The following is a 25,239-nucleotide window of genomic DNA, read 5'->3' as shown; positions in this document are numbered from 1 at the left end:
TCAGGCCCCCGTCTTGGTGAGCACTGTGGGCGGTTCCGCGTCTTCGTGGAACTCGAGCTGGCGGCGCCGGTTGGGGATCAGTCCCTCCGGGCGGAAGCGCATCAGCAGGATGAGTGCGAGGCCGAAGGCGAGGAGCTGGTAGTCGCCGAGGAACTGGAGTTTGTTGGGGATGAGGAACAGCAGGGCTGCGCCGATGAGGGGTCCGCTGATGGTGCCCATGCCGCCGAGGACGACGGCGGCGAGCAGGAAGGCGGAGTTGGGGGGGATCACACCGGCGAAGAGGTACTGCTCGGGTGTCACGGTGTAGGTGACGTGGGCCTGGACGGTTCCGGCGAGGCCGGCGAGGGAGGCGCCGACGGCGAAGGCGATGAGCTTGACGCGGAAGCCGTTGATGCCCATGGCGAGCGCGGCGGTCTCGTCCTCGCGGATGGCGACCCAGGCGCGGCCGATGCGGGAGTCACCGCTGCGCCGGAAGACGAGCACGACGACGGCGGTGATGAGCAGCATCAGGAAGAAGTAGTTGGCGAAGCGGCCGATGGTGAAGCCGCCGATGGTGTGCTGGAGGCCGAAGTCGAATCCGAGGATGTTGAGGTTCGGGATCGAGGAGATGCCGTTGGAGCCGTTGGTGAGGTCGGGTCCGGAGGTGCCGTCGAGGTTGTTGGCGGTGATGCGGAAGATCTCACCGAAGCCGAGGGTCACGATGGCGAGGTAGTCGCCGCGCAGTCGCAGGGTCGGGGCGCCGATGAGGACGCCGAAGACGAGGGAGGCGAGGGCGCCGACGAGGACGGCGGCCCAGAAGGGGAAGTGCACGTCGAAGGGTGAGCTGGGGGAGCCGGAGACCAGGGCGGCGGCGTAGGCGCCGACGCCGAGGAAGGCGACGTAGCCGAGGTCGAGGAGGCCGGCGAGGCCGACGACGATGTTGAGGCCGAGGGCGACGGTGGCGAAGATCAGGATGTAGACGCCGATGGTCGCGTACTGGTCGTCGGTCTGGGTGAAGGGGAACATCGCTGCGGCGACGAAGGCGCCGCAGATGGTGATGTTCTGGTGTCGGGCGGTGATCTGGGAGGCCTGGGCGATGAGGCCGGCCTTGTTGAGGGCGGCGAAGCCGAAGCCGGCGGTGATCAGGAAGCCGATGAACAGTTCGTCGTACTCGGTGCCGATGCCGTAGGTGAAGACGGTGAGGCCGAATGCGAGGACGGCGACGATGATCAGGATCTCGACGTAGGAGGGGAGCGTGCCGAGGCGGCGGGGGGTGCCGGTGGCGAAGGCCGCCTTGACGGTGGCCCATTTGTCGGCTGCCTGGTGCTTGAAGAGTTCCCAGCCGGTGTCGTCGGGGTCGTGCGGGTCGGGCGCGGGGCGCTCGAAGGGCAGGGCCAGGGCGCCGATGAGGGCGGCGAGGCTGGCGAGGGCGACGAGGTAGCCGCCGGGTTCGAGGTTGACGAGGCCGCCGAGGTCGACGCTGATGGCGAGGACGGTGTACCAGCTGGTGGCGAAGGTGGCGAGGGTGGCGAGCTTGATGGCGGGGTCGGCGCCGGCGGGGACGAGCCAGCCGAGGCCCTTGACGCCGTAGCGGGCCAGGCAGAGGAGGGTGGCCAGGGCGCCGCCGATGAGGACGAGGACCTGCAGGCCGCCGGGGTAGCCGTAGACGGTGAGGTCGCCGGGGAAGGCGGAGGTCCAGGTCCAGGCGAGGAAGGTGGAGAGGATGGTGAGGACGCTGCCGCCGAGGGCGAGCGCGAGACCGGTGGCCTCGGGGAGGCCGATGAGGCCGGTGGGCTTGCCGGAGGAGGGTGTGGGGGTTTCGGGTGCGGTGGTCTGTGTGGTCATCGGTGTCACGCCCTGTCCGCGACGCGCTCGCCGAGCAGACCTTGTGGCCTGAACAGCAGTACGAGGATGAGGAGTACGAAGGCCCAGACGTCGGCCCAGGACTGGCTGCCGAACTTGTCCATGCCGGGGATGTCGGCGATGTAGGCGGTGGCCAGGGTTTCGGCGATGCCGAGGACCACGCCGCCGATCATGGCTCCGTAGATGTTGCCGATGCCGCCGAGGACGGCTGCGGTGAAGGCCTTCAGGCCGAGGATGAAGCCCATGCGGAAGTCGATCTGGCCGTACTTCAGGCCGTAGGCGACGCCGCCGACCGCGGCGAAGATCGCGCCGAGGGCGAAGGCGACCACGATGATGCGGTCGGTGTTGATGCCCATGAGTTTGGCGGTGTCCGGGTCCTGCGCGGTGGCCTGCATGCCGCGGCCGGTGCGGGTCTTCATGACGAAGTAGGCGAGGACGGCCATGCTGATGGGGGCCGCGATCAGGAGGAAGACGTCACCGGTCTGGATGGTGACGCTGCCGATCTCGAAGGGGCCGCCGGGGATCTCGGGGAAGGTCCGGGCGGACTTGGCCTCGGGGTACCAGGCCCACACCGCCTGCTGCAGGGCGAGGGAGAGGCCGATGGCGGTGATGAGGGGGGCGAGGCGTGGGGCGCCGCGAAGGGGCCGGTAGGCGAATCGTTCCGCTCCCACGGCGATGGTGGTGGACACCAGGGCGGCGCCGATGAGCATGAGCGGAAGGGCGATCCACATGGAGGTGCCGTCGGGCAGGACGTACACGTAGATCGTCAGAGCGCCGAACGCTCCGGTCATGAAGATCTCGCCGTGGGCGAAGTTGATGAGCTGGACGATGCCATAGACCATTGTGTAGCCGATGGCGACCAGCCCGTACATGGATCCCAGTAGCAGGCCGTTGACCAGCTGCTGCGGCAGTTCGTTCACCGCATGTCCTCCGAGAGGTTTCGGATGTTTCGACGGGGGGGCTGGATGCGAGTCCGCGCGGGGCGCCAGTGGAACAGCGCCCCGCGCGGCTCAGGAGTGGTGCGGTGGTGGATCAGCCGGTGTAGGTACCGGACTTGACCGCCTTCCAGGCACCGTTCTCGACGGCGTAGACGGTGAGCTGCTTGTTGGTGGCGTCACCGTACTCGTCGAAGGAGACCTTGCCGGTCACCCCGTCGAACGAGACGTTCTGCATCGCGGCCGTGACCTTGGCGCGGGCGTCGCTGGGGAGCTTGCCGTCGTTGTCCTCGACGACCTTCTTCACGGCTTCGATGATCGCCCAGGCGGAGTCGTAGGAGTAGCCGCCGTAGGCCTCGAAGGCCTCCTTGTAGCCCGCGGCCTTGTAGTTGGCCACGAACTCCTTGGCCGAGGGGAGTTCCTCGACCGGGGCGCCGACCGAGGTGGCCAGGTCGCCGGTGCCGCTGGCGCCGGCCAGCTTGATGAAGTCGGCGCTGTAGATGCCGTCGCCGCCGACCACGGGGATCTTGGCGCCGGCGGCCTTGATCTGCTTGCTGAGCGGGCCGGCCTGCGGGTACTCGCCGCCGTAGTAGACGACGTCCGCGCCGGAGTTCTTCACCTTGGTGGCGATCGCGGAGAAGTCCTTGGTGTCGGGGTTGATGTGCTCGGTGCCGGCGATCTTGCCGCCGAGCTTCTTGAACTCCTCGGTGAAGGTGGCGGCCAGGCCGGCGCCGTAGGTCTTCTTGTCGTCGATGACGAAGACCTTCTTCTTCTTGGCGTCGTTGAAGACGTACTGCGCGGCGAACGGGCCCTGGATGGCGTCCGTGGTCGCGGTGCGGAAGTACGACTTGTACGGGCGGGTCTTGGTCTTCTGCCAGTCCGTGCCCTGGGTCAGGGCCGGGTTGGTGTTGGCCGGGGAGACCTCGACGAGCTTGGCGTCGTCGAAGACCTTCTGCATCGACTCGGCGACCGAGGAGTTCAGCGGGCCGACGACGCCGAGGACGTCCTTGTTGGCGACGAACTTGGTGGCGTTCTGCTGGCCCGAGGAGGGCTGCGCCTGGTCGTCGAGGGCCTCGACCTTGAAGGTCACGCCGTCGACGGTCTTCTCCTTGTTGGCCGTCTTGGCTGCCAGGTCTACGGAGTTCTTGATACCGAGACCCAGGGCGGACAGGTCGCCGGTCAGCGGTGCGTCGACACCGATGACGACAGTGGTGCCGCCACCGCTTCCTTCGGAGTCCGAGCCGGCGCTGTCGTCGCGCGAGCCGCAGGCGGTGAGGGTGAGAGCTCCCGCCGCCAGCGCGGCGGTGATGGCGATGAGCGAGCGTTGACGCACGATCAGTCCTTTCCGTGGCACGGCCCCTCCTGGTTGAGCGGGCCGAGTCGAGCGCTGGGACGAAAATGACTTCGAATCCGGTGGCGCGGTGACTGGGCGTGACTCTAAGCGTGTGATGGGAACGTGGAGGAGGGTCTGACGGAGGCTGTGACGCTCTTGTTATGACACGACGTAATGCAGAGCGGTACTCCGTGGGTGGATGCGAGGAATTAGGGCCGATTCGCCCTGTCCACATAGTGAGAAGCCGCAGGAAGTGTGCTGGCGTTTCCAGGAGTGTTCTTGAGTTTAGGTCATGACGCCGTGTCGTTGCTGCATGCGACCTCAACCGCTTCGGAGAGGTCGTGGGCATAGCCTCCGCCGAGGATGAAACTGTGGTCTTCCATTGCGCGCTTATTACGCAGAGTTACGTCCAGGAAAGGAAGTCCGGCATTCTTGGGGACTCTTCCGCAATCCGTCACCCGCAGGGTGATCACGACGGTGCGGGCGCCGTCGGCCGGGCCCCGGAAGGGCGGGCGCGGCCTGGACGAGAGGGCGAGGCCGGGGAGCGGCTGGGCGATCCGGGTCACGGTGACCGGGGGCCCGTCGCGGGTGGTGACCGCGATGCCGAAGCTGAAGGCCCCCGCCGGGAGGCCGGCGGGCGGGGTCCGGGGCCCGAGGTAGGTGAACTCCACCGCCTGGGACGGGTACGGCGGCGGGGCCGGGGGCTCCGGCCGGGGACGGGTCGCGTACAGGAGGCCGCCCGCGAGGACCAGGGCGACCGCGCCGGCGGCGAGCGCGGCGCGGCGGTGCCGGGCGTACAGCGGGGCGAGACGTCCCCGCGGTGGCGTGGCGTGCCCGTCGGGGGCGTCCTCGACGTGGGTCCCCTCGCCCGGTTCGACGGGCCCGATGCCACTCAACTCCACGGCCCCTCGGTCGGGTTGCCGTCCTGGTACAGCCGCGCGCAGCGTGTGCGCGCCTCCACGTCGACGAGCCGCTCGGCGGCCCTTCGGCCGACGCGCTCCCGCTCGGCGCGGGCGGCGTCGACGACCTCGCGCAGGATGTCGTACTGCCCGTTCGACATCCCCATGGACTGGTAGTCGCCGTAGCCGTCGCCGTCCAGTGCCTCCCGCGACCAGTGGGAGACGATCCGCGCGCACAGCTCCTCGGGCGGTGTGGCCGCCGGCGACGGCGACGCCGGGCCGTCGGCCGCCGGTCCGCCCGGTCCGCTGTCTTCCTGCGACCCGCCGCACCCGGTGACCAGGACGCCGATCAGCAGCGCCGGTGCCAGGGCCGCCCCCCACCCGAGGGCTCTTCCCGTTCCCATGACCCGAAAGCTAGACCCGCTCGCCCGCCGCCCGCCAGCGTCCGGTGCCGGCGGGCCGGCCGACGGGTCAGCCCTCCGTGGCCCGCTGGGCGTCGGCCGGCAGGACGTCGCGCAGCAGACAGGTCAGCCGGGCCGTGCACACCCGCTTGCCCGCCTCGTCGCTGATGACGATCTCGTACGTGGCGGTCGAGCGGCCCCGGTGCACGGGGGTGGCCACGCCGGTGACCAGCCCGGACCGTACGCCGCGGTGGTGGGTGCAGTTCAGGTCGACGCCCACCGCGATCTTGGAGCTGCCCGCGTGCAGCATGGAGCCGACCGAGCCGAGGGTCTCCGCGAGCACCGCGGACGCCCCGCCGTGCAGCAGCCCGTACGGCTGGGTGTTGCCCTCGACCGGCATGGTGCCGACGACGCGGTCCGCTGAGGCCTCCACGATCTGCACACCCATGCGGGTGCCCAGGTGCCCCGCGGAGAACATCGCGACCAGGTCGACGCCGAGTGCCGCGTACTCGTCGATGACCTCTTGCGGGAACGTGGCGTGGTGCTGCTCGCCCATGGTGCTCCGTTCGTCGTCGACCGCCGCGGGCCGGCGGCGGTCGTATACCGGCCTGACTCGCTGAGCGAACGCTCAGTCGGTGGCCGATTGTTCCAGACGGACCACGACGGACTTGCTGGCCGGGGTGTTGCTGGTGTCCGCGGTGGCGTCCAGCGGCACCAGGACGTTGGTCTCCGGGTAGTAGGCGGCGGCGCAGCCGCGCGCCGTCGGATAGTGCACGACGCGGAAACCGGGCGCCCGGCGCTCGACACCGTCCTTCCACTCGCTCACCAGGTCCACGTAGGAACCGTCGGCGACCTTCAGCGCGGCCGCGTCCTCGGGGTGGACCAGGACGACCCGGCGGCCGCCCGTGATGCCCCGGTAGCGGTCGTCCAGGCCGTAGATCGTGGTGTTGTACTGGTCGTGCGAGCGCAGCGTCTGCAGCAGCAGGCGCCCCTCGGGCAGCTCCGGGAACTCCACCGGGGCGGCGGTGAAGTTGGCCTTGCCGGTGGCCGTGGGGAAGCGGCGCTCGTCGCGCGGGGCGTGCGGCAGCGCGAAGCCGTTCGGGTCGGCCACGCGCGCGTTGAAGTCCTCGAAACCGGGCACCACGCGTGCGATGCGGTCGCGGATCGTCGCGTAGTCCTTCTCGAACTCCTCCCACGGCGTGCGGCTGTCCTCGCCGAGGACCCGGCGGGCGAGGCGGCACACGATGGCCGGCTCGGACAGCAGGTGCCGGCTCGCGGGCTCCAGACGGCCGCGGGAGGCGTGGACCATGCCCATGGAGTCCTCGACGGTGACGAACTGCTCGCCGCCGCCCTGCAGATCACGCTCGGTGCGGCCCAGGGTGGGCAGGATCAGCGCCCGCGCGCCGGTGACCGCGTGCGAGCGGTTCAGCTTCGTCGACACGTGCACCGTCAGACGGGCGCGGCGCATCGCCGCCTCCGTGACCTCCGTGTCGGGGGACGCCGACACGAAGTTGCCGCCCATCGCGAAGAACACCTTCGCCTTGTCGTCGCGCATGGCCCGGATGGCCCGCACGACGTCGTAGCCGTGCTCGCGGGGCGGCGCGAAGCCGAACTCCTTCTCGAGCGCGTCCAGGAACGCGGGGGCGGGCCGCTCGAAGATGCCCATCGTGCGGTCGCCCTGCACGTTGGAGTGGCCGCGCACCGGGCACACGCCCGCGCCGGGACGGCCGATGTTGCCGCGCAGCAGCAGGAAGTTGACGACCTCGCGGATGGTGGGCACCGCGTGCTTGTGCTGGGTCAGGCCCATGGCCCAGCAGACGATCGTCCGCTTCGAGGCGAGGACCATGCGCAGCGCCTCGTCGATCTGCTCACGCGTCAGACCGGTCGCGGTGAGCGTCTCCTCCCAGTCGGCGTCGCGGGCCGCAGCCGCGAACTCCTCGAAGCCGTGCGTGTGCTCGCGCACGAACTCCTCGTCGACCGCGCCCTCGGTCTCCAGGATCAGCTTGTTGAGCAGCCGGAACAGGGCCTGGTCGCCGCCGATGCGGATCTGCAGGAACAGATCGGTGAGGGCGGCGCCCTTGAGCATGCCCTGCGGGGTCTGCGGGTTCTTGAACCGCTCCAGACCCGCCTCGGGCAGCGGGTTGACCGTGATGATCCGCGCGCCGCCCGCCTTCGCCTTCTCCAGGGCCGACAGCATGCGCGGGTGGTTGGTGCCCGGGTTCTGCCCGGCGACGACGATCAGGTCCGCCTGGTACAGGTCCTCCAGCAGGACACTGCCCTTGCCGATGCCGATCGTCTCGGACAGCGCGGAGCCCGACGACTCGTGGCACATGTTGGAACAGTCCGGCAGGTTGTTCGTGCCGAACTCGCGGGCGAACAGCTGGTACAGGAACGCGGCCTCGTTGCTGGTGCGCCCGGAGGTGTAGAAGAGGGCCTCGTCGGGGGAGTCGAGGGCGTTCAGCTCCTCGGCGACGATGTCGAAGGCCCGCTCCCAGGACACCGGCTCGTACCGGTCGCCGCCCTCGGGCAGGTACACGGGGTGGGTGAGCCGGCCCTGCTGGCCCAGCCAGTAGCCGCTGCGGGTGGCCAGGTCCGCCACGGTGTGCGCGGCGAAGAACTCCGGGGTGACCCGGCGCAGGGTGGCCTCCTCGGCGACCGCCTTCGCGCCGTTCTCGCAGAACTCCGCCGTGTGCCGGTGCTCGGGCTCCGGCCAGGCGCAGCCGGGGCAGTCGAAGCCGTCCTTCTGGTTGACCCGCAGCAGCGTCAGGGCGGTCCGCCGCACCCCCATCTGCTGCTGCGCGATCCGCAGGGTGTGCCCGATCGCGGGGAGCCCCGCCGCCGCGTGCTTCGGCTGCGCGACCTGCGGCGCGTCCTGAACCGGATCACTCTTGGGCGCCTTGCCGGCCATCGCTGCTCCCCATTCGCGTGCGTGTGCGTGTTCGGGCGTGAGGTACGGCTTCGATCCTCGCACGTGTCAGTGGCCGCGATCGAGATCGGTGCACGAGGACGGTCCGCCGTGACCGGGGACGGCGACGGGTGCGGGCACGGGTCCGCGTCGATGCCCGCCCATGGGGGCGGCGGGCGGCGGGCGTGGTCCGAGTGTCAGTGGCACGTGGCAGGATCGGGTGCGTGGCAGAGACAGCATCGAAGAAGACCGACACGACCACCGGCGGCAGCCGTCCCCGGCTCATGCTCATGGACGGGCATTCGCTGGCCTACCGCGCGTTCTTCGCGCTCCCCGCGGAGAACTTCACGACCGCGACGGGCCAGCCGACGAACGCGATCTACGGCTTCGCGTCGATGCTGGCGAACACGCTGCGCGACGAGGCGCCCACCCACTTCGCGGTGGCGTTCGACGTCTCCCGCAAGACCTGGCGCTCCGAGGAGTTCACCGAGTACAAGGCGAACCGCTCGAAGACCCCCGACGAGTTCAAGGGGCAGGTCGAGCTGATCGGCGAGCTGCTCGACGCCATGCACGCCGTGCGTTTCGCCGTCGACGGCTTCGAGGCCGACGACATCATCGCCACCCTCGCCACCCAGGCCGAGGCGGAGGGCTTCGAGGTCCTCGTCGTCACCGGCGACCGGGACTCCTTCCAGCTGGTCTCCGAGCACACCACCGTGCTCTACCCGACGAAGGGCGTCTCGGAGCTGACCCGGTTCACCCCGGAGAAGGTGTTCGAGAAGTACGGCCTGACCCCCGCCCAGTACCCGGACTTCGCGGCCCTGCGCGGTGACCCGTCGGACAACCTGCCCGGCATCCCCGGTGTCGGCGAGAAGACCGCCGCGAAGTGGATCAACCAGTTCGGTTCGTTCGCGGAGCTGGTGGAGCGCGTCGACGAGGTCAAGGGCAAGGCCGGGCAGAACCTCCGCGACCACCTGGAGGCCGTCAAGCTCAACCGCCGCCTCACCGAGATGGTGCGCACGGTCGACCTGCCCCGCACGGTCACCGAACTGGAGCGGGCCCCGTACGACCGCAAGGCCGTCGCGATGGTCCTGGACACCCTGGAGATCCGCAACCCGTCGCTGCGCGAGCGGCTGCTGGCCGTCGATCCGGGGGCGGAGGAGGCCGACGCCGGGCCGCAGCCCGCCGCGGGCGTCGCCGTGGACGGCACGGTCCTCGGCTCCGGCGAGCTGACCGGCTGGCTCACCGAGCACGGCGGGCAGCCCCTCGGGGTCGCCACCGTCGACACCTGGGCGCTCGGCACCGGCTCGGTCACCGAGATCGCGCTCGCCGCCGCGGGCGGGGCGGCCGCCTGGTTCGACCCGACCCAGCTCGACCAGAGCGACGAGACCACGTGGGTGGCCTGGCTCGCCGACCCCGCGAAGCCCAAGGTGTTCCACAACGCCAAGGGCGCGATGCGGGTCTTCGCCGAGCACGGCTGGACCGTCGAAGGCGTCACCATGGACACCGCCCTCGCCGCCTACCTGGTCAAGCCGGGCCGCCGCTCCTTCGACCTGGACGCGCTGTCCCTGGAGTACCTCGGTCGGGAGCTGGCCCCCGCCGCCACCGCCGACGGCCAGCTGGCCTTCGGCGCGGACGACGGCGCCGAGGCCGAGGCCCTCATGGTGCAGGCCCGCGCCATCCTCGACCTGGGCGAGGCGTTCGGGCAGCGCCTGGAGGAGGTCGGCGCCGCCGAGCTGCTGCGGGACGTGGAACTGCCGACGTCCGCGCTGCTGGCCCGCATGGAGCGCCACGGCATCGCCGCGGACCGCGCCCACCTCGAAGCCATGGAGCAGATGTTCGCCGGAGCCGTGCAGCAGGCGGTGAAGGAGGCGCACGCGGCGGCCGGGCACGAGTTCAACCTCGGCTCGCCCAAGCAGCTCCAGGAGGTCCTCTTCGGCGAGCTGGCCCTGCCCAAGACCAAGCGCACCAAGACGGGGTACACCACCGACGCGGACGCCCTCGCCTGGCTGGCCACCCAGACCGACAACGAACTGCCGGTCATCATGCTCCGCCACCGCGAGCAGGCGAAGCTCCGGGTCACCGTCGAGGGCCTGATCAAGACCATCGCGACGGACGGCCGCATCCACACCACCTTCAACCAGACCGTCGCCGCCACGGGCCGCCTCTCCTCGGTCGACCCGAACCTGCAGAACATCCCGGTCCGCACCGACGAGGGCCGGGCCATCCGCCGCGGCTTCGTCGTCGGCGAGGGCTTCGAGTCGCTGATGACGGCCGACTACAGCCAGATCGAGCTGCGTGTGATGGCGCACCTCTCCGAGGACGAGGGCCTCATCGAGGCGTTCACCTCCGGCGAGGACCTCCACACCACGGCCGCCGCGCAGGTGTTCGGGGTCGAGCCCGGCGCGGTCGACGCGGAGATGCGCCGCAAGATCAAGGCGATGTCGTACGGCCTGGCGTACGGCCTGTCGGCGTTCGGCCTGTCCCAGCAGCTGAACATCGACGCGGGGGAGGCCCGCGCCCTGATGGACGCGTACTTCGAGCGCTTCGGCGGGGTGCGGGACTATCTGCGCCGCGCGGTCGACGAGGCGCGCGCGACGGGGTACACGGCGACGCTCTTCGGCCGCCGCCGCTATCTGCCCGACCTCAACAGCGACAACCGGCAGCGCCGTGAGGCGGCCGAGCGGATGGCGCTGAACGCGCCGATCCAGGGCACCGCCGCGGACATCGTCAAGATCGCCATGCTGAACGTGGGCCGCGCCCTGGAGGACGCCGGCCTCACCTCGCGGATGCTCCTCCAGGTCCACGACGAAATCGTCCTGGAGATCGCCCCCGGCGAGGGCGCCCGCGTCGAGGAGCTCGTCCGCCACGAGATGTCCACCGCGGTCCACCTCCGCGCCCCCCTGGATGTCTCCGTGGGCCACGGCCCGGACTGGGAGTCGGCGGCTCACTGACGCCCCAGGTGTACTGAACCGTGAGGTCGGGGGCCCGGCCGGACACCGGGCCCCTCCTCAGGGGGGCGGCGTTTCTCCGCCGTCGTCGTCACCCGGCTGGACCCCGTCGGGGGGCCCGGCGGGGAGGCGGGGCGTCAGGATGCCCGCATGGGCATACGCACGCTCCGCCGCCGTACCGCGACAGCTGCCGGCCGCCTGCCACAGGCGCTCACCCGCCTCTCCAGGGCGCAGCCCCCCTTCCCGTGGTCGCCCCACCGCCGCTGGGCGCACACACTGATCCCCTGGCGGCTCACCCACCCCCTGCCGGCCCTGCTGGGTCACGTCCCGCCGTACGCCCCCGGCGCGGCCCGGCCCCGTGTCCCCCGCGGAGCCCCCGCGCGCCGCCCCGTGCTCAGTGGCGGACCGAGCTGTCCACCTCCGCTTCGGCTGCGGTCACCGCAGCGGGAGCCGGACGCCAGATCCTGACGCCCACGCCGTACAGCAGCACGCCCAGCATCAGCCCGGCCCCGGCCCCGAAGCACACCGTCGGGATCACCTCGTACGGCTTGGCGACCGAACCCCAGTACGCCCACCAGCGGGCCACCCGCTGCACCGCCGCGATCAGCGCGCACCCCCCGATCACGACGCCCGCCACCCACCGGTCGGCCGGCGAGAGCACCGGCACACCCGTGGGCTCGACCCTCGGCTGCCGGCGCAGCGCCAGCGTCAGGAACACGGCGATCACCACCGCCGCGACCGCCGAACCGCCGTACTGGAGGTACCAGTACAGCGGTGACCCCGCGATCTCCTCGCCCAGTACCGGCAGCAGCCGCATCCCCCACCGGTCGAGGTGCGTGAACGCGTCCCAGACGACATGGGTGAGCGCGCCGAGCACGGCGGAGACGTACCACCACAGCACCAGCGGCGGACTCACCCGCCGTACCCCCGCCCCGCACCGCACCAGCGAGGCCACCCGCGCCCGCCGCCGCCTCGGCAGCAGCGCGACGAGCGGTTCACGGAGCACCAGCCACACCCCCACCGACGCCCAGGTGAGCAGCACGTCGACGGTGAAGACCCCGGTGAAGGAGTGCGTGACGTCGCCGAATTCCATCGCCCCGGGCAGCGCACTCGCCGCGTAATAGGTCAGATCGGGTGCGAACGAACCGGCGACGAGCACCGACGGCACGAGTCGTCCCCGCGCGCTGCCGTCGCCGCGCAACGCGGGCAGCACGGCGGCCGCATGGCTCAGTGTGAAAGGCAAGTCGTCCCCCTGGAGCGGATCGTGTGGCGTCGTGTGCGACGGGCCCGCGCGGCGGACCTCCGTCGCGGCCGGCCGGCCCGTGATCGCCTGCGCCAGTATGCGCGACGCCCGCCGACCCCGGCGTGCGCCCGCGTGACAGCGAACCGACAGGGGCAACCGGCGGAAACCGGGCACGAACGGGTGTCCGGGCGACGGAAGTTGTCGTAGGGTCGCCTGGGCCGTCGCGTCGACGCGTGCGGGGGCCACCGGAGATCCGGACAGCGAAACGCGGGAACAGGGCAACCAAATCCGGAACTCCGGAGTCGGTGTAGCAGAACGGGAAAGCTGATCCGGAAGAAGAACCGGAGAAGCCTCCCGAGACAGTGTCAAAAAGGCAGAACGCCAAAGCGATCGACCACCGGGGAGGGTTCACTCAATGGCGGCGCAGTTCGGATTGAGGCTCCGCAAGGGGGCGGCCACCACCGCCCTGGCCGCGGCCACGGTAGCGGCACTGGCCGCGTCCCAGGCCCCGGGAGTGACCACCGACAGCGCCGGGAGACAGACCACCGGGTCTCCCTCGCCCGAGACGACCACCTACTCCGAGGACACCGCGTCGGGTGACGGGCGCTACTACACGGACCTCCCGCCCCTCGACAGCCCCAACCCCTCACCCGGCACGGGCGGCGGCTCGACCACGGCCGGCGGTGGCGAGCGCGGCATCCCCGCGACCGTCCTCGACGCCTACAAGAAGGCCGAGGCGTCCCTGCGCGACTCCAAGCCCGGCTGCAACCTGCCCTGGCAACTGCTCGCCGCCATCGGCAAGGTCGAGTCCGGCCAGGCCCGCGGCGGCCGCGTGGACGCGAGCGGCACGACGATAGGCAAGATCCTCGGCCCCCAGCTCAACGGCAACGGCTTCGCGAACATCACCGACACCGACGACGGCGCGTACGACGACGACGTCAAGCACGACCGGGCGGTCGGCCCCATGCAGTTCATCCCCTCCACCTGGGAGTGGGCGGGCCGCGACGGCAACGGCGACGGCGCCAAGGACCCCAACAACATCTACGACGCCGCCCTGGCCGCGGGCCACTACCTGTGCCGCTTCGACTGGGACCTGTCCGACAGCGCGAACCTGCGCAGCGCGATCCTCAGCTACAACAACTCGACGGCCTACTACAACACCGTCATGTCGTGGCTGGAGTACTACCGCAAGGGCACCCACGAGATCCCCGACGGCACCGGCTCGCTGCCCCGCACCCCCAGCGACAACGGGGGCGCAGCCACCGGGAGCGGGAGCACCGGCGACAAGGGCGGCTCGGGTGGCGCGACGCCCAGCCCCAGCCCGACCCCGCCGGCCAAGGACAAGCCCGGTGGTGGCACGCCCGGCGGCGGCTCCACACCCAAGCCGCCGACCCCGCCCACTCCGCCGACCAAGCCGCCCACCAAAACCGACACGGTGCACCACCTGGAGGCCGCCGGTCCGGCGAAGCTCACCGCGACGGCCGGCGACACCTTCACCGACCGGATCGCCGCCCGTACGGAGACCAAGGCGGGCAAGGCCGTCGCGAAGGTCCGGGTCCGCTTCACCGTCGTCGGCGACACCGACACCACCTTCACCGGCGGTGAGAAGGTCGCCACGGTCGTCACGGACAGCACCGGCAAGGCCACCGCCCCCAGCCTCGTGGCCGGTGAGAGGACCGGCGCCGTCACCGTCCGCGCCACCGTCGTGGGCCGTACCGTGGCCGCCCTCGACTACACGGCCACCGTCACCGCACGCCGGGCCGACACCGTCGCCCGCACCACGGCCACCGAACTGACCTGCGTCGTGAACGGCGAGTTCGCCGAACAGGTCGCGGTGAAGGCCACCTACAAGGGGGCGGTCGCCGGCAAGGTCGCCGTCACGGCCACCCTCGTCACGTCGTCCACCGACGCCGCCGAGAACGACAAGGGCCCCTACTTCAAGAACCCCGCCGACGGCAAGCCGCAGCGCACCCTGACGGGCCTGCAGACCGACAAGGACGGCCTGCTCACCCTGCCGAAGCTGTACGCGGACGACGCCACCGGCACCTTCCTGCTCCGCATCGAGACCGAGGGCGGCGCGACCCTCACCGTCGAGCTGACGGTGGAGGCCGCCCCGGTGGAGGCGACCCCCACGGAGTCCGCCTCCCCGAGCGCCGACGCCGCGCGGTAACCACCGCGCACCCACCGCGCACCCGCCACGACGGCGCCCCTCCTCCGCAGGGGCGCCGTCGTTGTGTGTGCAACGTGTTCTCATCTCGCCCGGCCGTTGCTACGGTGCCGGACCTGACGATGTATCAGTTCCCGCCGCCGGCGGGCTCACCGGTCGGGAGGTCCGCATGCGTGCCCTGATCGCCGCCGTGACCGGTCTCGCCCTGGCGTTCGCGCTGGTCCTCGCGCTCACCGAGCTGGGCACGCCGACGGGGGAGACGTCCCCGAAACCCCTGCTGACGACGGTGCCCCCGCATCCGTAGCCGGACGGCCGACGCCAGGCCGCACATCCACAACCGCCCGGGAGGGAGGCCGAGATGCACCGCAGGGCCGCTCTGATCCTGCTCGCGCTCGCCGTGTTCTTCGCCGCGCTGTCCCCGCTGACCCGCTGGTACGCCTTCCCGCGCCTGGCCAAGATCCCCGCCGACCAGTACCAGGACATGGTCCTCGTCGCGAAGGACGCCACCCTCCTCGACTACGGCACCATGACCGAACGCGAGGTCCCCGAGGTCACCATCGTGCAGACCCTCAAGGGCAACGTGGAGGCCTCGGAGAAGATCGAGCGGACGACGGACCGCGACGTGGTCGTCTGGGACGGCCTGTCCTACGTCCAGGGCCCCGACGGGGAGATGGTCTCCAAGATCCCCGAGCGCTACATCTTCGACGCCCACACCCAGGAACCCGTCCACGCCCGGGGCGAGATGGTCGACGGCGACCCCGTCCGCCGCGAGGGCCTGGAGTTCAAGTGGCCCTTCCTCACCGAACCCCGCGACTACGCGTACTTCGACGCCCAGGCCCGCATCACCGCCCCCATCCACTACAAGGGCACCCGGGACTTCCGCGGCGTGGAGGTCTACTACTTCGAGCAGACCATCCCCTGGACCGAGGTCCCCTTCCCCCGCACCATGCCCGTCGAGGGCATCACCCGGGAGACGGTCGCGAAGACCGGCACGACCCGCTGGTACACCACGGTCCGCAAGTTCTGGGTCGAGCCGGTCACCGGGGCCCCCGTGTACGGCGAGGAGATCCACAAGGAGGAACTCCGCGGCGGCACCCTCCTCGGCGACCGCGAGAAGGTGACCGCGTTCGCCGGCCACGTGAAGATGCGCGAGGACTACATCGACCACACCGTCGACCTCGTCAGCTCCCAGCGCGTCGTCGTCCTCCTCATGACCTCCTACCTGCCCTGGGGCTTCCTCGGCCTGGGCGTCCTCCTCCTGGCCCTCGCGCTCTGCGTGGAGGCCCGCGGCCGAGCGGCGGACGGGCCCGGCACCGGGGAAGCGGTCACCTCCGAGCCGGTCACCGCCTGAGCCGCGCGTTGGTGAACCGGGTCGGCTCGGCCGCCGCCGGGTCCTGTGGCCACGGATGCTTCGGATACCGGCCGCGCAGCTCCGCCCGCACGGCCCGGTACCCGTCCCTCCAGAACGAGGCCAGATCTGCGGTCACGGCGGCGGGCCGCCCGGCCGGCGACAGCAGATGCACGAGCACCGGCACCCCGGCGAGCACCGGCGACTCCTGGAGCCCGAACATCTCCTGCAGTTTCACCGCCAGCACCGGCTGCTCGGGCCGCGTGTAGTCGACGCGCACCCGCGACCCGCTCGGCACCTCGATCCGCTCGGGCGCCAGCTCGTCCAGCCGTACGGCGTCCCCGGTCGCCCATGGCAGCAGCCGCCGCAGCGCCTCCCCGGCGTCGATCCGCCCGAGATCCGCCCGCCGCCGGGCACGGCTCAGCTCGGGCTCCAGCCAGTCGTCCACGCGCGCGTGGAGCGCGTCGTCGCGGACATCGGGCCAGGGCTCACCGAGACGCGCGTGCAGGAAGGCGAGCCGCTGCCGCAGCGACACGGCGCCCTCCGGCCACCGCAGCAGCCCCAGCCCCTCGGTCCGCAGCCCCTCCAGCAGCGCCGCCCGTACGAGCCCGGGCCCCGGTTCCCGGAGCGGCCGTACCGCCAACTCCACCGCCCCGAGCCGCTCCACCCGCCGCGCCACGACGTCCCCGTCGTGCCAGCGGACCTCCTCGGCCTCGCCGTACAGTGCGGCGGCCGCCGACCGCGCCACCTCCTCGTCGACGACGGCCCCGAGCCGCACACGCGCGTGCCCGGCACCCACCGGCCGGTCCGCCACGGCCACGGCCAGCCACGGGGCGTTCCGCAACCCGGATCCCTCCCCGACCTGCGCCCGGGTCCCGTTGACCATCAGATGGGCCCCCTGCACCGCCTTCGCGACCCGCTCGGGGAACGCCGACGCCACCACCGTCCCCACGAGCCGCTCGTCCGAGTCGGCGGGGCGCTGGTCCCGGTCGTCGGCGGACCGCGCGGGACGGCCGTCGGCGGGCGGACGGGACGCGGACGCCTCCCGGGCCGGGGGCGGCGCCGCGGCCGCCCGCAGCCGCCGTACCTCCGCGCGCCAGCGGCCGGCGTAGGCGTCACCCCCGCGCCGGGCCGCCCGCAGCGCCGCCGACAGGTCGTCGCCGTACTCCCGCGGCGGCTCCTCGCTCAGCAGCGCCACGACCTCCGCGGCCCGGTCCGCCCCCACCAGGGGCGCCACGTCCAGCAGGGCCCGACCCAACCGGGGATGCAGACCCAGCCGCGCCAGGCGCGCACCGCGCGACGTCGCTCGCCCGGCGGCGTCCACCGCGCCGATCGCCGACAGCACCTCCCGCGCCGCCGCCATCGCCCCGCCCGGCGGCGGGTCCAGCAGCGCGAGACCGGAAGCCTCCGGATCGCCCCAGCAGGCCGTCTGGAGGGCGAACGCCGTGAGGTCGGCCACCTTGATCTCCGGCGCCGGGAACCGGGGCAGCCGGCCGTCCTCGGCCTCCGCCCAGCACCGGTACACCGTCCCCGGCGCCTCACGCCCGGCGCGCCCCGCCCGCTGCCGCCCCGCCGCCTGCGACGCCCGCACGGTCGTCAGGGCGCTCAGCCCGCGCGCGTGGTCCACCCGCGGCTCCCGGGCCAGCCCGGAGTCGACGACCACCCGGACCCCCGGAACCGTCAGCGACGACTCCGCCACCGCCGTCGCCAGCACCACCCGCCGCCGCTCCCGGCCGCCGGCCAGCACCGCGTCCTGCACGGCGGCCGGCGCCCGCCCGTGCACCTGGAGGACGTCGACGCCGTCCAGACCGCCCAGCAATCCCGCCACCCGCGCGATCTCGCCCACGCCCGGCAGGAAGCACAGCACGTCCCCCGACCGCTCGGCGAGCGCCCGCCGCACCACCGCGGCCACATGCGCCAGCAGCGCCGGATCGACCCGCGTCCCGTGCGGCGGCCGCACCGGACGCGACGGCGGCGCCCACACCACCTCGACGGGATACGACACCCCTCGCGCCGCGACGACCGGCGCGCCGCCCAGCAGCCCCGCCCAGCCCTCCGCGTCCGTCGTCGCCGACGCCGCCACCAGCCGCAGCTCGGGCCGCAGCGCCTCCCGCACGTCCAGCAGGAACGCCGCCACCGTGTCCGCGTCCAGATGCCGCTCGTGGCACTCGTCGAGCACCACCACGTCGACCCCGGCGAGTTCCTGGTCCCGCTGCAACCGCTGCAGCAGCACACCGGTCGTGACGACCTCCACGCGCGTGTGCCGCCCCACGACCCGCTCGCCGCGCACCGTGTGGCCGACGCTCCCGCCGGGCTCCTCGCCGAGCAGCCACGCCATCCGCCGCGCCGCCGCCCGCGCGGCGATCCGCCGGGGCTCGGCGACGACCACCCGCCGCGCCGGACCCCCGCCCAGCAGCCCGGCCAGCGCCAGCGGCACCAGCGTCGTCTTGCCGGTGCCGGGCGGCGCGACGAGAACGGCGGCGCCGCGCCCCTCCAGGGCGTCGTTCAGACCGGGCAGGGCACCGCGCACGGGCAGCGCGTCCAGAGCGTCGTAACGGATCACGCCCTTCAGTGTCGTACGTCCGGGACGGCACCCCACGCGCGCGTACGCCGACCTCCGCGCGGCTCACCCGCCCCGCGCGGGAGCCGACGTGGCTTCCGTGTGCCTCAGTCCCGCCCGCACACGAAGATCGCGGTGCCCGGGATCAGGTTCCCGCGCAGCGGCGACCAGCCGCCCCACTCCGAGCTGTTCCAGGCCGGCCACTCCGGCTCGACCAGGTCGACCAGACGGAAGCCCGCCGCGACGATGTCCCGCACCCGGTCGCCGAGCGTCCTGTGGTGCTCCACGTACACGGCCCGCCCCTCCTCGTCCTGCTCGACGTAGGGCGTGCGGTCGAAGTACGACGCGGAGACCGACAGACCCTCCGGACCGGGCTCGTCCGGGAACGCCCAGCGGATCGGATGGGTCACCGAGAACACGAAGCGGCCCCCGGGCCGCAGGACCCGGCGGACCTCCCGCAGCACCCGCACCGGGTCCGCGACGAAGGGCAGCGCCCCGTACGCCGAGCACGCCAGGTCGAAGGAGGCGTCCGCGAAGGGCAGGTCGCCCGCGTCGGCGCACACGAGGGGGAACGCCCCGCCGATCCGCAGCGCGTGCTGGAGCTGGCGGTGCGAGAGGTCCAGGGCTACGGGCCGGGCGCCCTGCGCGGCGAGCCAGCGGGAGCACTGCGCGGCCCCCGCGCCGATCTCCAGGACGTCCTGGCCCTTCAGCTCCTCCGGCGGCCCGAGCAGCTCCGCCTCGATCTCGTCGAGCCCTTCAGGGCCCCAGACGAACCGGTCGTCCCCGAGGAACGTGCCGTGCTCCACCTGGTAGTCGTCCGCGTTCCGGTCCCACCAGCCCCGGTTGGCGCGGGAACTCTCGGCCACCCCGGCCTCGCGCCGGGTGGCCTCGGGCTCGTCGGCGTCGGGCGGGCCGACGGCCTCGGGGGCGGTGGAGATCTCGTGGACATCGCGCTCTTGGATGATCGGCTCCCTCGTCGTACTCTTCCGTAACCCGAGTGGCGCGACGGCCTCAGAATCGCGTCACGGAAGGTGTGTCCCAGGCCTGCGTGGCCTCTTGGGACGCGATGTGTGCCGGGTATGCGGCGTTCCGCCCCGGGTGGTGCGCCTTCGCGCATTGACCCTGCCTGGCTGCCCCCGTATGCTACAAGTTGCGCTGCGGGCCTGCGCACCTCAGACGTAGCAGGCTGCGCTCGCATCTGTTGTATGTCCCCTCGGTTGTCGAGGCGCCACCAGCGGTTTTGTGTGGCGCTTCCTTGGCTGTCCGGCTTCTTCAGAGCGAAACGGGCTCCCGGCGTAAGCAGTACCTACGACTTCAATGTCCGTACCGGAGCCCTTTCCCACATGACGAGCAGCACCGAGACCACCGCCACCACCCCGCAGGTAGCGGTCAACGACATCGGTAACGAGGAAGCCTTCCTCGCCGCGATCGACGAGACGATCAAGTACTTCAACGACGGCGACATCGTCGACGGCGTCATCGTGAAGGTCGACCGGGACGAGGTCCTGCTCGACATCGGTTACAAGACCGAAGGCGTTATCCCGAGCCGCGAGCTCTCGATCAAGCACGACGTCGACCCCAACGAGGTCGTCGCCGTCGGTGACGAGATCGAGGCCCTCGTCCTCCAGAAGGAGGACAAGGAAGGCCGCCTGATCCTCTCGAAGAAGCGCGCCCAGTACGAGCGTGCCTGGGGCACCATCGAGAAGATCAAGGAAGAGGACGGGATCGTCACCGGTACCGTCATCGAGGTCGTCAAGGGTGGTCTCATCCTCGACATCGGCCTCCGCGGCTTCCTCCCGGCCTCTCTCGTCGAGATGCGCCGCGTCCGCGACCTCCAGCCCTACGTGGGCAAGGAGCTCGAGGCCAAGATCATCGAGCTGGACAAGAACCGCAACAACGTGGTCCTGTCCCGCCGCGCCTGGCTGGAGCAGACCCAGTCCGAGGTCCGCCAGACGTTCCTCACGACCCTCCAGAAGGGTCAGGTCCGCTCCGGTGTGGTCTCCTCGATCGTCAACTTCGGTGCCTTCGTGGACCTGGGTGGCGTCGACGGTCTGGTCCACGTCTCCGAGCTGTCCTGGAAGCACATCGACCACCCCTCCGAGGTCGTCGAGGTCGGCCAGGAGGTCACGGTCGAGGTCCTCGACGTCGACATGGACCGCGAGCGCGTCTCCCTGTCGCTGAAGGCGACCCAGGAAGACCCGTGGCAGCAGTTCGCCCGCACCCACCAGATCGGCCAGGTCGTGCCCGGCAAGGTCACGAAGCTGGTTCCGTTCGGCGCGTTCGTCCGTGTGGACGAGGGCATCGAGGGTCTGGTCCACATCTCCGAGCTGGCCGAGCGCCACGTGGAGATCCCGGAGCAGGTCGTCCAGGTCAACGACGAGATCTTCGTCAAGGTCATCGACATCGACCTCGAGCGCCGTCGCATCAGCCTCTCGCTGAAGCAGGCCAACGAGTCCTTCGGTGCCGACCCGGCCTCGGTCGAGTTCGACCCGACCCTGTACGGCATGGCCGCGTCGTACGACGACCAGGGCAACTACATCTACCCCGAGGGCTTCGACCCCGAGACCAACGACTGGCTCGAGGGCTACGAGAAGCAGCGCGAGGAGTGGGAGCGCCAGTACGCCGAGGCGCAGAACCGCTTCGAGCAGCACCAGCAGCAGGTCATCAAGAGCCGCGAGGCCGACGCTGCCGCTGCCGCCGAGGGTGGCGACGCCGCCGGTGCGGCTCCGGCCGCGGGTGGCGGTTCGTACTCCTCCGAGGGTGCGGACACCTCCGGTGCGCTGGCCTCGGACGAGGCGCTCGCCGCTCTGCGCGAGAAGCTCGCCGGCGGCCAGAGCTGACCGCTCGCCGCTGAGGCACTGCCGACAACACGCCGGGCCCGCATCCCCCTCGGGGGGTGCGGGCCCGACGTGTGTGCGAACCGCACTTCTTCAGGAACTCCGGGAATGCCGTGCCCCCGTACGGCGTTGGGACGTACGAACACGAGGAGGAGCGGTCACAGTGCTTGATCCGCAGGGTTTGTACGCATGGGAGCCGAAGGGCCTGGCAGTCGTCGACATGGCGCTGGCCCAGGAGTCGGCGGGCCTTGTCATGCTCTACCACTTCGACGGATACATCGACGCGGGCGAGACCGGCGACCAGATCGTCGACCGGCTCCTCGGCTCGCTGCCCCACCAGGTCGTCGCCCGCTTCGACCACGACCGCCTCGTGGACTACCGGGCGCGGCGCCCGCTGCTGACGTTCAAGCGGGACCGCTGGACCGACTACGAGGAGCCGAGCCTGGACGTGCGACTCGTCCAGGACGCCACGGGCGCCCCGTTCCTGCTGCTGTCCGGCCCCGAGCCCGACGTCGAGTGGGAGCGTTTCGCGAAGGCCGTCCAGCAGATCGTGGAACGGCTCGGCGTCCGCCTCTCGGTGAACTTCCACGGCATCCCCATGGGCGTGCCCCACACCCGCCCCGTCGGCCTCACCCCGCACGGCAACCGGGCCGAACTGGTCCCCGGGCACCGCAGCCCCTTCGAGGAGGCCCAGGTCCCCGGCAGCGCCGAGTCCCTAGTGGAGTACCGCCTCATGGAGGCCGGGCACGACGTGCTGGGCGTCGCCGCGCACGTCCCGCACTACATCGCCCGCTCGCCGTACCCGGACGCCGCCCTCACCGTCCTGGAGGCCGTCACCTCCGCCACCGGACTGGTCCTGCCGAGCGTCGCGCACGCCCTGCGCACGGAGGCCCACCGCACGCAGAACGAGATCGACCGGCAGATCCGCGAGGGCGACGACGAGCTGGTCGCCCTCGTCCAGGGCCTTGAGCACCAGTACGACGCCGCCGCCGGGGCCGAGACCCGCGGCAACATGCTCGCCGAGCCCGTCGACATCCCCTCCGCCGACGAGATCGGCCTGGAGTTCGAGAAGTTCCTGGCGGAGCGAGAGGGCGAGGGCTGACGCGCCCGCCGTCCCGACGACCGTGGGAGGCCCGCGCGGACGGGGCCTCCCACCACGCTGTGCGGGGCCTTCGCCCACCCCCTAAGCTGCCGGGCATGCTGAAAGTGGGCCTGACCGGCGGTATCGGCGCCGGCAAGAGCGAGGTGTCCCGGCTGCTCGTGGAGCACGGGGCCGTGCTGATCGACGCGGACCGGATCGCGCGCGAGGTCGTCGCCCCCGGTACCCCCGGCCTCGCGGCGGTCGTGGACGCCTTCGGGGCGGACGTGCTCACACCGGACGGCAGCCTGGACCGCCCCAAGCTGGGCTCCCTGGTGTTCGCCGACCCGGACAAGCTCGCCGCGCTCAACGCCATCGTGCACCCGCTCGTCGGCGCCCGCTCCCGGCAACTGGAACAGGAGGCCGCGCCCGACGCGGTCGTCGTCCACGACGTCCCGCTCCTCGCCGAGAACGGCCTCGCCCCCCTGTACGACCTGGTCGTCGTCGTGGACGCGCCCCCGCGGACCCAGCTCGACCGCCTCGTCCGGCTGCGCGGCATGACGGAGGAGGACGCCCGCGCGCGGATGGCCGCCCAGGCCACACGCGACCAGCGCCTGGAGATCGCCGACATCGTCATCGACAACGACGTCCCCCTCGACGACCTGCGGCGACGCGTCCGGGACGTCTGGGCCGACCTGGAGGGCAGGGCGCACCGGCCGCCGGAGCGATCCGAACAGGTGCAGGAATAGCGCGCCCCCGGGGTGCGTTGAACCGTGCCAGCAAGGGAAGGACTCAGCCGTGCCCGAGACCAGCGGTTCCACCGGACGTACCCCGGAGACGCACGTCATCGACTTCCGCGCGGCCGAGCGGCTCCTCACCGCGAACGACCCGCAGGGTGCCGTCAAGCTGCTCGACCGGGTCATCGCCGAACACCCGGAGAACACGGCGGCCCGTCTGCTGCGCGCCCGTGCCTTCTTCGCCGCCGCCCAACTGCGTCCGGCCGAACTGGAGTTCACGATCGTCCTGGAGCGTGAGCCGGACAACGCGTACGCGCACTACGCGCTCGCCCGCACCTACCAGCGGCAGGCCCGACCCGACCAGGCCAAACGCCACTTCCGGCTGGCCGCGGCGCTCGACCCGAACCCGCGGTACCTGGAAGCCGCCCGGTTCGACTCCTGACGGCCGCCGCCCTCCCCGCACCGCGGATCTTGGGAGTGCGGCCCCGTGCTCCCGTAGGGCGGTCCCGGAAGGCGCCGCGCCCCTACGGGTGGCGTGGGTCCGGCGGCTGGTAGGGAGGGACGTCGCGGCCCGGCTGGTAGTGCGCGCCCTCATGCATGTGGTGCACGATCACCATGGCGTCGACGGTGGCGACCAGGAACACCGCACCGCAGACGGCCGCCCAGCCGGGCCGGCCCACGAGTGCGAACACCGCGGTCCCGAAGGCCGCCCAGATCGCTCCCCACGCGCTCAGCCAGAGCCGCATCCGCAGCGGACTGCGCGCCGTCGTCGGTTCACTGCCCGTACGCATAGGAACCACCGCTCCCGCTCACTCGGTCGTCCTTCTCGCCCTGCCGGCGCTTCTGCCCCCGGTACGCCCTCCTGGTCACGCGCGTCCTGTTGGTCCTGTTCGTCATTCTCGTCCTACTGGGAAACGTACTCTTCGACTCGTGCGTTCTCCAGGAGACGGTGTGGAGCGACGGGGGAGGCCGAAGGTGCTGTGGGACGCGGTGCGGGCGGACGGCAGGCTCGTCGGGTGGCTCGAGGAGCTGCGGGAGGGCGACGAGGAGGGGGCGGCCGCGCCCCGGGTCCCGCTGCCCGACGCCGAGGAGTTCCTGGACGTCCTGCAGGACCTGGCCGTGCCGTACGAGGACGTCAACGACCTGCTCGCGCTGCGTCGGACGCTGCTGGAGGACGAGGAGGCGACCGCGCTCCTCGGGCGGTGCTTCCGGGGGGTCGTACGGGACATGGGGAAGATCGGCAAAGGGCTGGGACTGCGGCCGTTTCCCCTGGAGTCCGGTCCGCTGGGCCGCTACTTCCCCGTGTACGTCTTCGTCGCCGCCCTGCCCCACGTGCGCGCGTACCACCGTGAGCGGGGCATCCCCGAGGACGTCTCCCGGCGCACCCTCGCGGACCTGGGCCGGGGCCTCGTCCTGCACCGCCGGAGGTACGGGGTGGGCGGGCTCGTGGCGCCCGGCTGGTTCTCGCTGCACTTCCACGGGGAGCTGTTCCAGCTCGGGCGGCTGCAGTTCCAGCGGACCCGGCTGGGCGGCCGGGAGGGCGTCGCGCTCGCGGCGGCCGGCCTGCCGCTGCGGCCCGGCGACCACTGCCTCGACCTGCACATACCCGACTACGCCGGGCCTCTGACGCCGGAGGCGTGCGACCGGTCGCTGGCGCTCGCCCGGGAGTTCTTCCCGCGGTACTTCCCGACGGAGCGCTACACCGCCGCCTGCTGCCACTCGTGGCTCCTCGACCCGCAGCTGAAGCGGTACCTGCCCGCGGACTCCAACATCGTCCGCTTCCAGGAGCGGTTCGACATCTCCAGCGGGAACGGCGAACCGGAGGACGCCCTGCCGCTCCGTTTCGTGTTCGGCGACCCGGACCTGCCGGTGGAGACACTGCCGCGCAGGACACGTCTCGAACGGGTCGTCGCGGACCATCTGCGGGCCGGGGGGCACTGGTACAGCGGACACGGCTGGTTCAGGTTCACCCCATCGGGTGAGGGATGAGCGGAACGGGCCGCGGC

Annotated in this window: 20 protein-coding genes; 9 read left to right on the top strand and 11 right to left on the bottom strand. The window is 71.8% G+C overall.

Annotation, left to right across the window (positions count from 1 at the left end; translation table 11 throughout):
* The 7 genes from GSY65_RS08660 to GSY65_RS08630 form a co-directional block, all read right to left on the bottom strand.
* Positions 1-1,824 (bottom strand): branched-chain amino acid ABC transporter permease, encoded by a 1,824-nt coding sequence (locus GSY65_RS08660; protein WP_159766768.1) that lies wholly within the window; start codon positions 1,822-1,824, stop codon positions 1-3.
* A gap of 5 nt (positions 1,825-1,829) precedes the next feature.
* Complete coding sequence (locus tag GSY65_RS08655; RefSeq protein WP_159766767.1) at positions 1,830-2,762, bottom strand: branched-chain amino acid ABC transporter permease; 933 nt, start codon at positions 2,760-2,762, stop codon at positions 1,830-1,832.
* Positions 2,763-2,874: 112 nt separating this feature from the next.
* A complete protein-coding gene (locus tag GSY65_RS08650) occupies positions 2,875-4,110 on the bottom strand; it encodes a branched-chain amino acid ABC transporter substrate-binding protein (RefSeq protein WP_201452482.1) in 1,236 nt (411 codons plus the stop codon).
* A gap of 290 nt (positions 4,111-4,400) precedes the next feature.
* Positions 4,401-5,006 carry a Tat pathway signal sequence domain protein gene (locus GSY65_RS08645; protein WP_159766765.1) on the bottom strand — a complete coding sequence of 202 codons (606 nt, stop codon included), beginning with the start codon at positions 5,004-5,006 and terminating at the stop codon, positions 4,401-4,403.
* A complete protein-coding gene (locus GSY65_RS08640; protein ID WP_159766764.1) occupies positions 5,003-5,413 on the bottom strand; it encodes a hypothetical protein in 411 nt (136 codons plus the stop codon). Before GSY65_RS08640 ends, GSY65_RS08645 begins: the two co-directional genes overlap by 4 nt.
* 67 nt (positions 5,414-5,480) lie before the next feature.
* Positions 5,481-5,966 (bottom strand): hotdog fold thioesterase, encoded by a 486-nt coding sequence (locus tag GSY65_RS08635; RefSeq protein ID WP_159766763.1) that lies wholly within the window; start codon positions 5,964-5,966, stop codon positions 5,481-5,483.
* A 72-nt stretch (positions 5,967-6,038) separates the two neighbouring features.
* On the bottom strand, positions 6,039-8,318 hold the full coding sequence (locus GSY65_RS08630; RefSeq protein ID WP_159766762.1) for an FdhF/YdeP family oxidoreductase: 2,280 nt from the start codon (positions 8,316-8,318) through the stop codon (positions 6,039-6,041).
* Between the two features lie 221 nt (positions 8,319-8,539).
* Between GSY65_RS08630 and polA the strand changes: the two genes are divergently transcribed.
* Complete coding sequence (gene polA / locus GSY65_RS08625) at positions 8,540-11,266, top strand: DNA polymerase I (protein ID WP_159766761.1); 2,727 nt, start codon at positions 8,540-8,542, stop codon at positions 11,264-11,266.
* A gap of 391 nt (positions 11,267-11,657) precedes the next feature.
* On the opposite strand, the gene GSY65_RS08620 is transcribed toward polA, so the two are convergent.
* Positions 11,658-12,506 (bottom strand): DUF4184 family protein, encoded by an 849-nt coding sequence (locus tag GSY65_RS08620; RefSeq protein ID WP_159766760.1) that lies wholly within the window; start codon positions 12,504-12,506, stop codon positions 11,658-11,660.
* A 415-nt stretch (positions 12,507-12,921) separates the two neighbouring features.
* On the opposite strand from GSY65_RS08620, the gene GSY65_RS08615 reads away from it, so the two are divergent.
* The 3 genes from GSY65_RS08615 (at position 12,922) to GSY65_RS08605 (ending at position 16,024) form a co-directional block, all read left to right on the top strand.
* Positions 12,922-14,676 (top strand): lytic transglycosylase domain-containing protein, encoded by a 1,755-nt coding sequence (locus GSY65_RS08615; protein WP_159766759.1) that lies wholly within the window; start codon positions 12,922-12,924, stop codon positions 14,674-14,676.
* 166 nt (positions 14,677-14,842) lie between these two features.
* Positions 14,843-14,977, top strand: coding sequence for an SPW_0924 family protein (locus GSY65_RS08610; protein ID WP_159766758.1), 135 nt, complete (start codon positions 14,843-14,845; stop codon positions 14,975-14,977).
* Positions 14,978-15,031: 54 nt separating this feature from the next.
* Entirely contained in the window at positions 15,032-16,024 is a 993-nt protein-coding gene (locus GSY65_RS08605) for a DUF3068 domain-containing protein (protein WP_159766757.1), read from the top strand.
* Here GSY65_RS08605 and hrpB read toward each other — a convergent pair.
* Together hrpB and GSY65_RS08595 are read right to left on the bottom strand one after the other, a co-directional pair.
* On the bottom strand, positions 16,014-18,584 hold the full coding sequence (gene hrpB / locus GSY65_RS08600; protein ID WP_159766756.1) for an ATP-dependent helicase HrpB: 2,571 nt from the start codon (positions 18,582-18,584) through the stop codon (positions 16,014-16,016). The two genes, GSY65_RS08605 and hrpB, sit on opposite strands and share 11 nt — an antisense overlap.
* 104 nt (positions 18,585-18,688) lie before the next feature.
* Complete coding sequence (locus GSY65_RS08595) at positions 18,689-19,546, bottom strand: class I SAM-dependent methyltransferase (RefSeq protein ID WP_201452776.1); 858 nt, start codon at positions 19,544-19,546, stop codon at positions 18,689-18,691.
* A gap of 378 nt (positions 19,547-19,924) precedes the next feature.
* On the opposite strand from GSY65_RS08595, the gene rpsA reads away from it, so the two are divergent.
* The 4 genes from rpsA to GSY65_RS08575 all read left to right on the top strand — a co-directional run bounded on the left by rpsA (position 19,925) and on the right by GSY65_RS08575 (position 23,675).
* The gene (gene rpsA, locus GSY65_RS08590; protein WP_159766755.1) at positions 19,925-21,421 is read left to right on the top strand and encodes a 30S ribosomal protein S1; all 1,497 of its coding nucleotides are present in this window, start codon (positions 19,925-19,927) and stop codon (positions 21,419-21,421) included.
* Positions 21,422-21,581: 160 nt separating this feature from the next.
* Positions 21,582-22,520 (top strand): PAC2 family protein, encoded by a 939-nt coding sequence (locus GSY65_RS08585; RefSeq protein ID WP_159766754.1) that lies wholly within the window; start codon positions 21,582-21,584, stop codon positions 22,518-22,520.
* Between the two features lie 95 nt (positions 22,521-22,615).
* On the top strand, positions 22,616-23,245 hold the full coding sequence (gene coaE, locus GSY65_RS08580; protein WP_159766753.1) for a dephospho-CoA kinase: 630 nt from the start codon (positions 22,616-22,618) through the stop codon (positions 23,243-23,245).
* A 49-nt stretch (positions 23,246-23,294) separates the two neighbouring features.
* On the top strand, positions 23,295-23,675 hold the full coding sequence (locus tag GSY65_RS08575; protein ID WP_055514151.1) for a tetratricopeptide repeat protein: 381 nt from the start codon (positions 23,295-23,297) through the stop codon (positions 23,673-23,675).
* Between the two features lie 82 nt (positions 23,676-23,757).
* Here the strand turns inward: GSY65_RS08575 and GSY65_RS08570 are convergent, their stop codons facing one another.
* Positions 23,758-24,024 (bottom strand): DUF6343 family protein, encoded by a 267-nt coding sequence (locus GSY65_RS08570; protein WP_159766752.1) that lies wholly within the window; start codon positions 24,022-24,024, stop codon positions 23,758-23,760.
* 184 nt (positions 24,025-24,208) lie between these two features.
* Here GSY65_RS08570 and GSY65_RS08565 point away from each other — a divergent pair, with 184 nt between their 5' ends.
* Complete coding sequence (locus tag GSY65_RS08565; protein ID WP_159775715.1) at positions 24,209-25,222, top strand: acyltransferase domain-containing protein; 1,014 nt, start codon at positions 24,209-24,211, stop codon at positions 25,220-25,222.
* The last annotated feature ends 17 nt before the right edge of the window (positions 25,223-25,239 follow it).

The sequence above is a fragment of the Streptomyces sp. HM190 genome, from assembly GCF_009857135.1.
In the GTDB taxonomy this organism is placed as follows: Bacteria; Actinomycetota; Actinomycetes; order Streptomycetales; family Streptomycetaceae; genus Streptomyces; species Streptomyces heilongjiangensis.
Note: the sequence above shows the minus strand (reverse complement) of the source record. Positions and strands in the feature narration are given on the sequence as shown.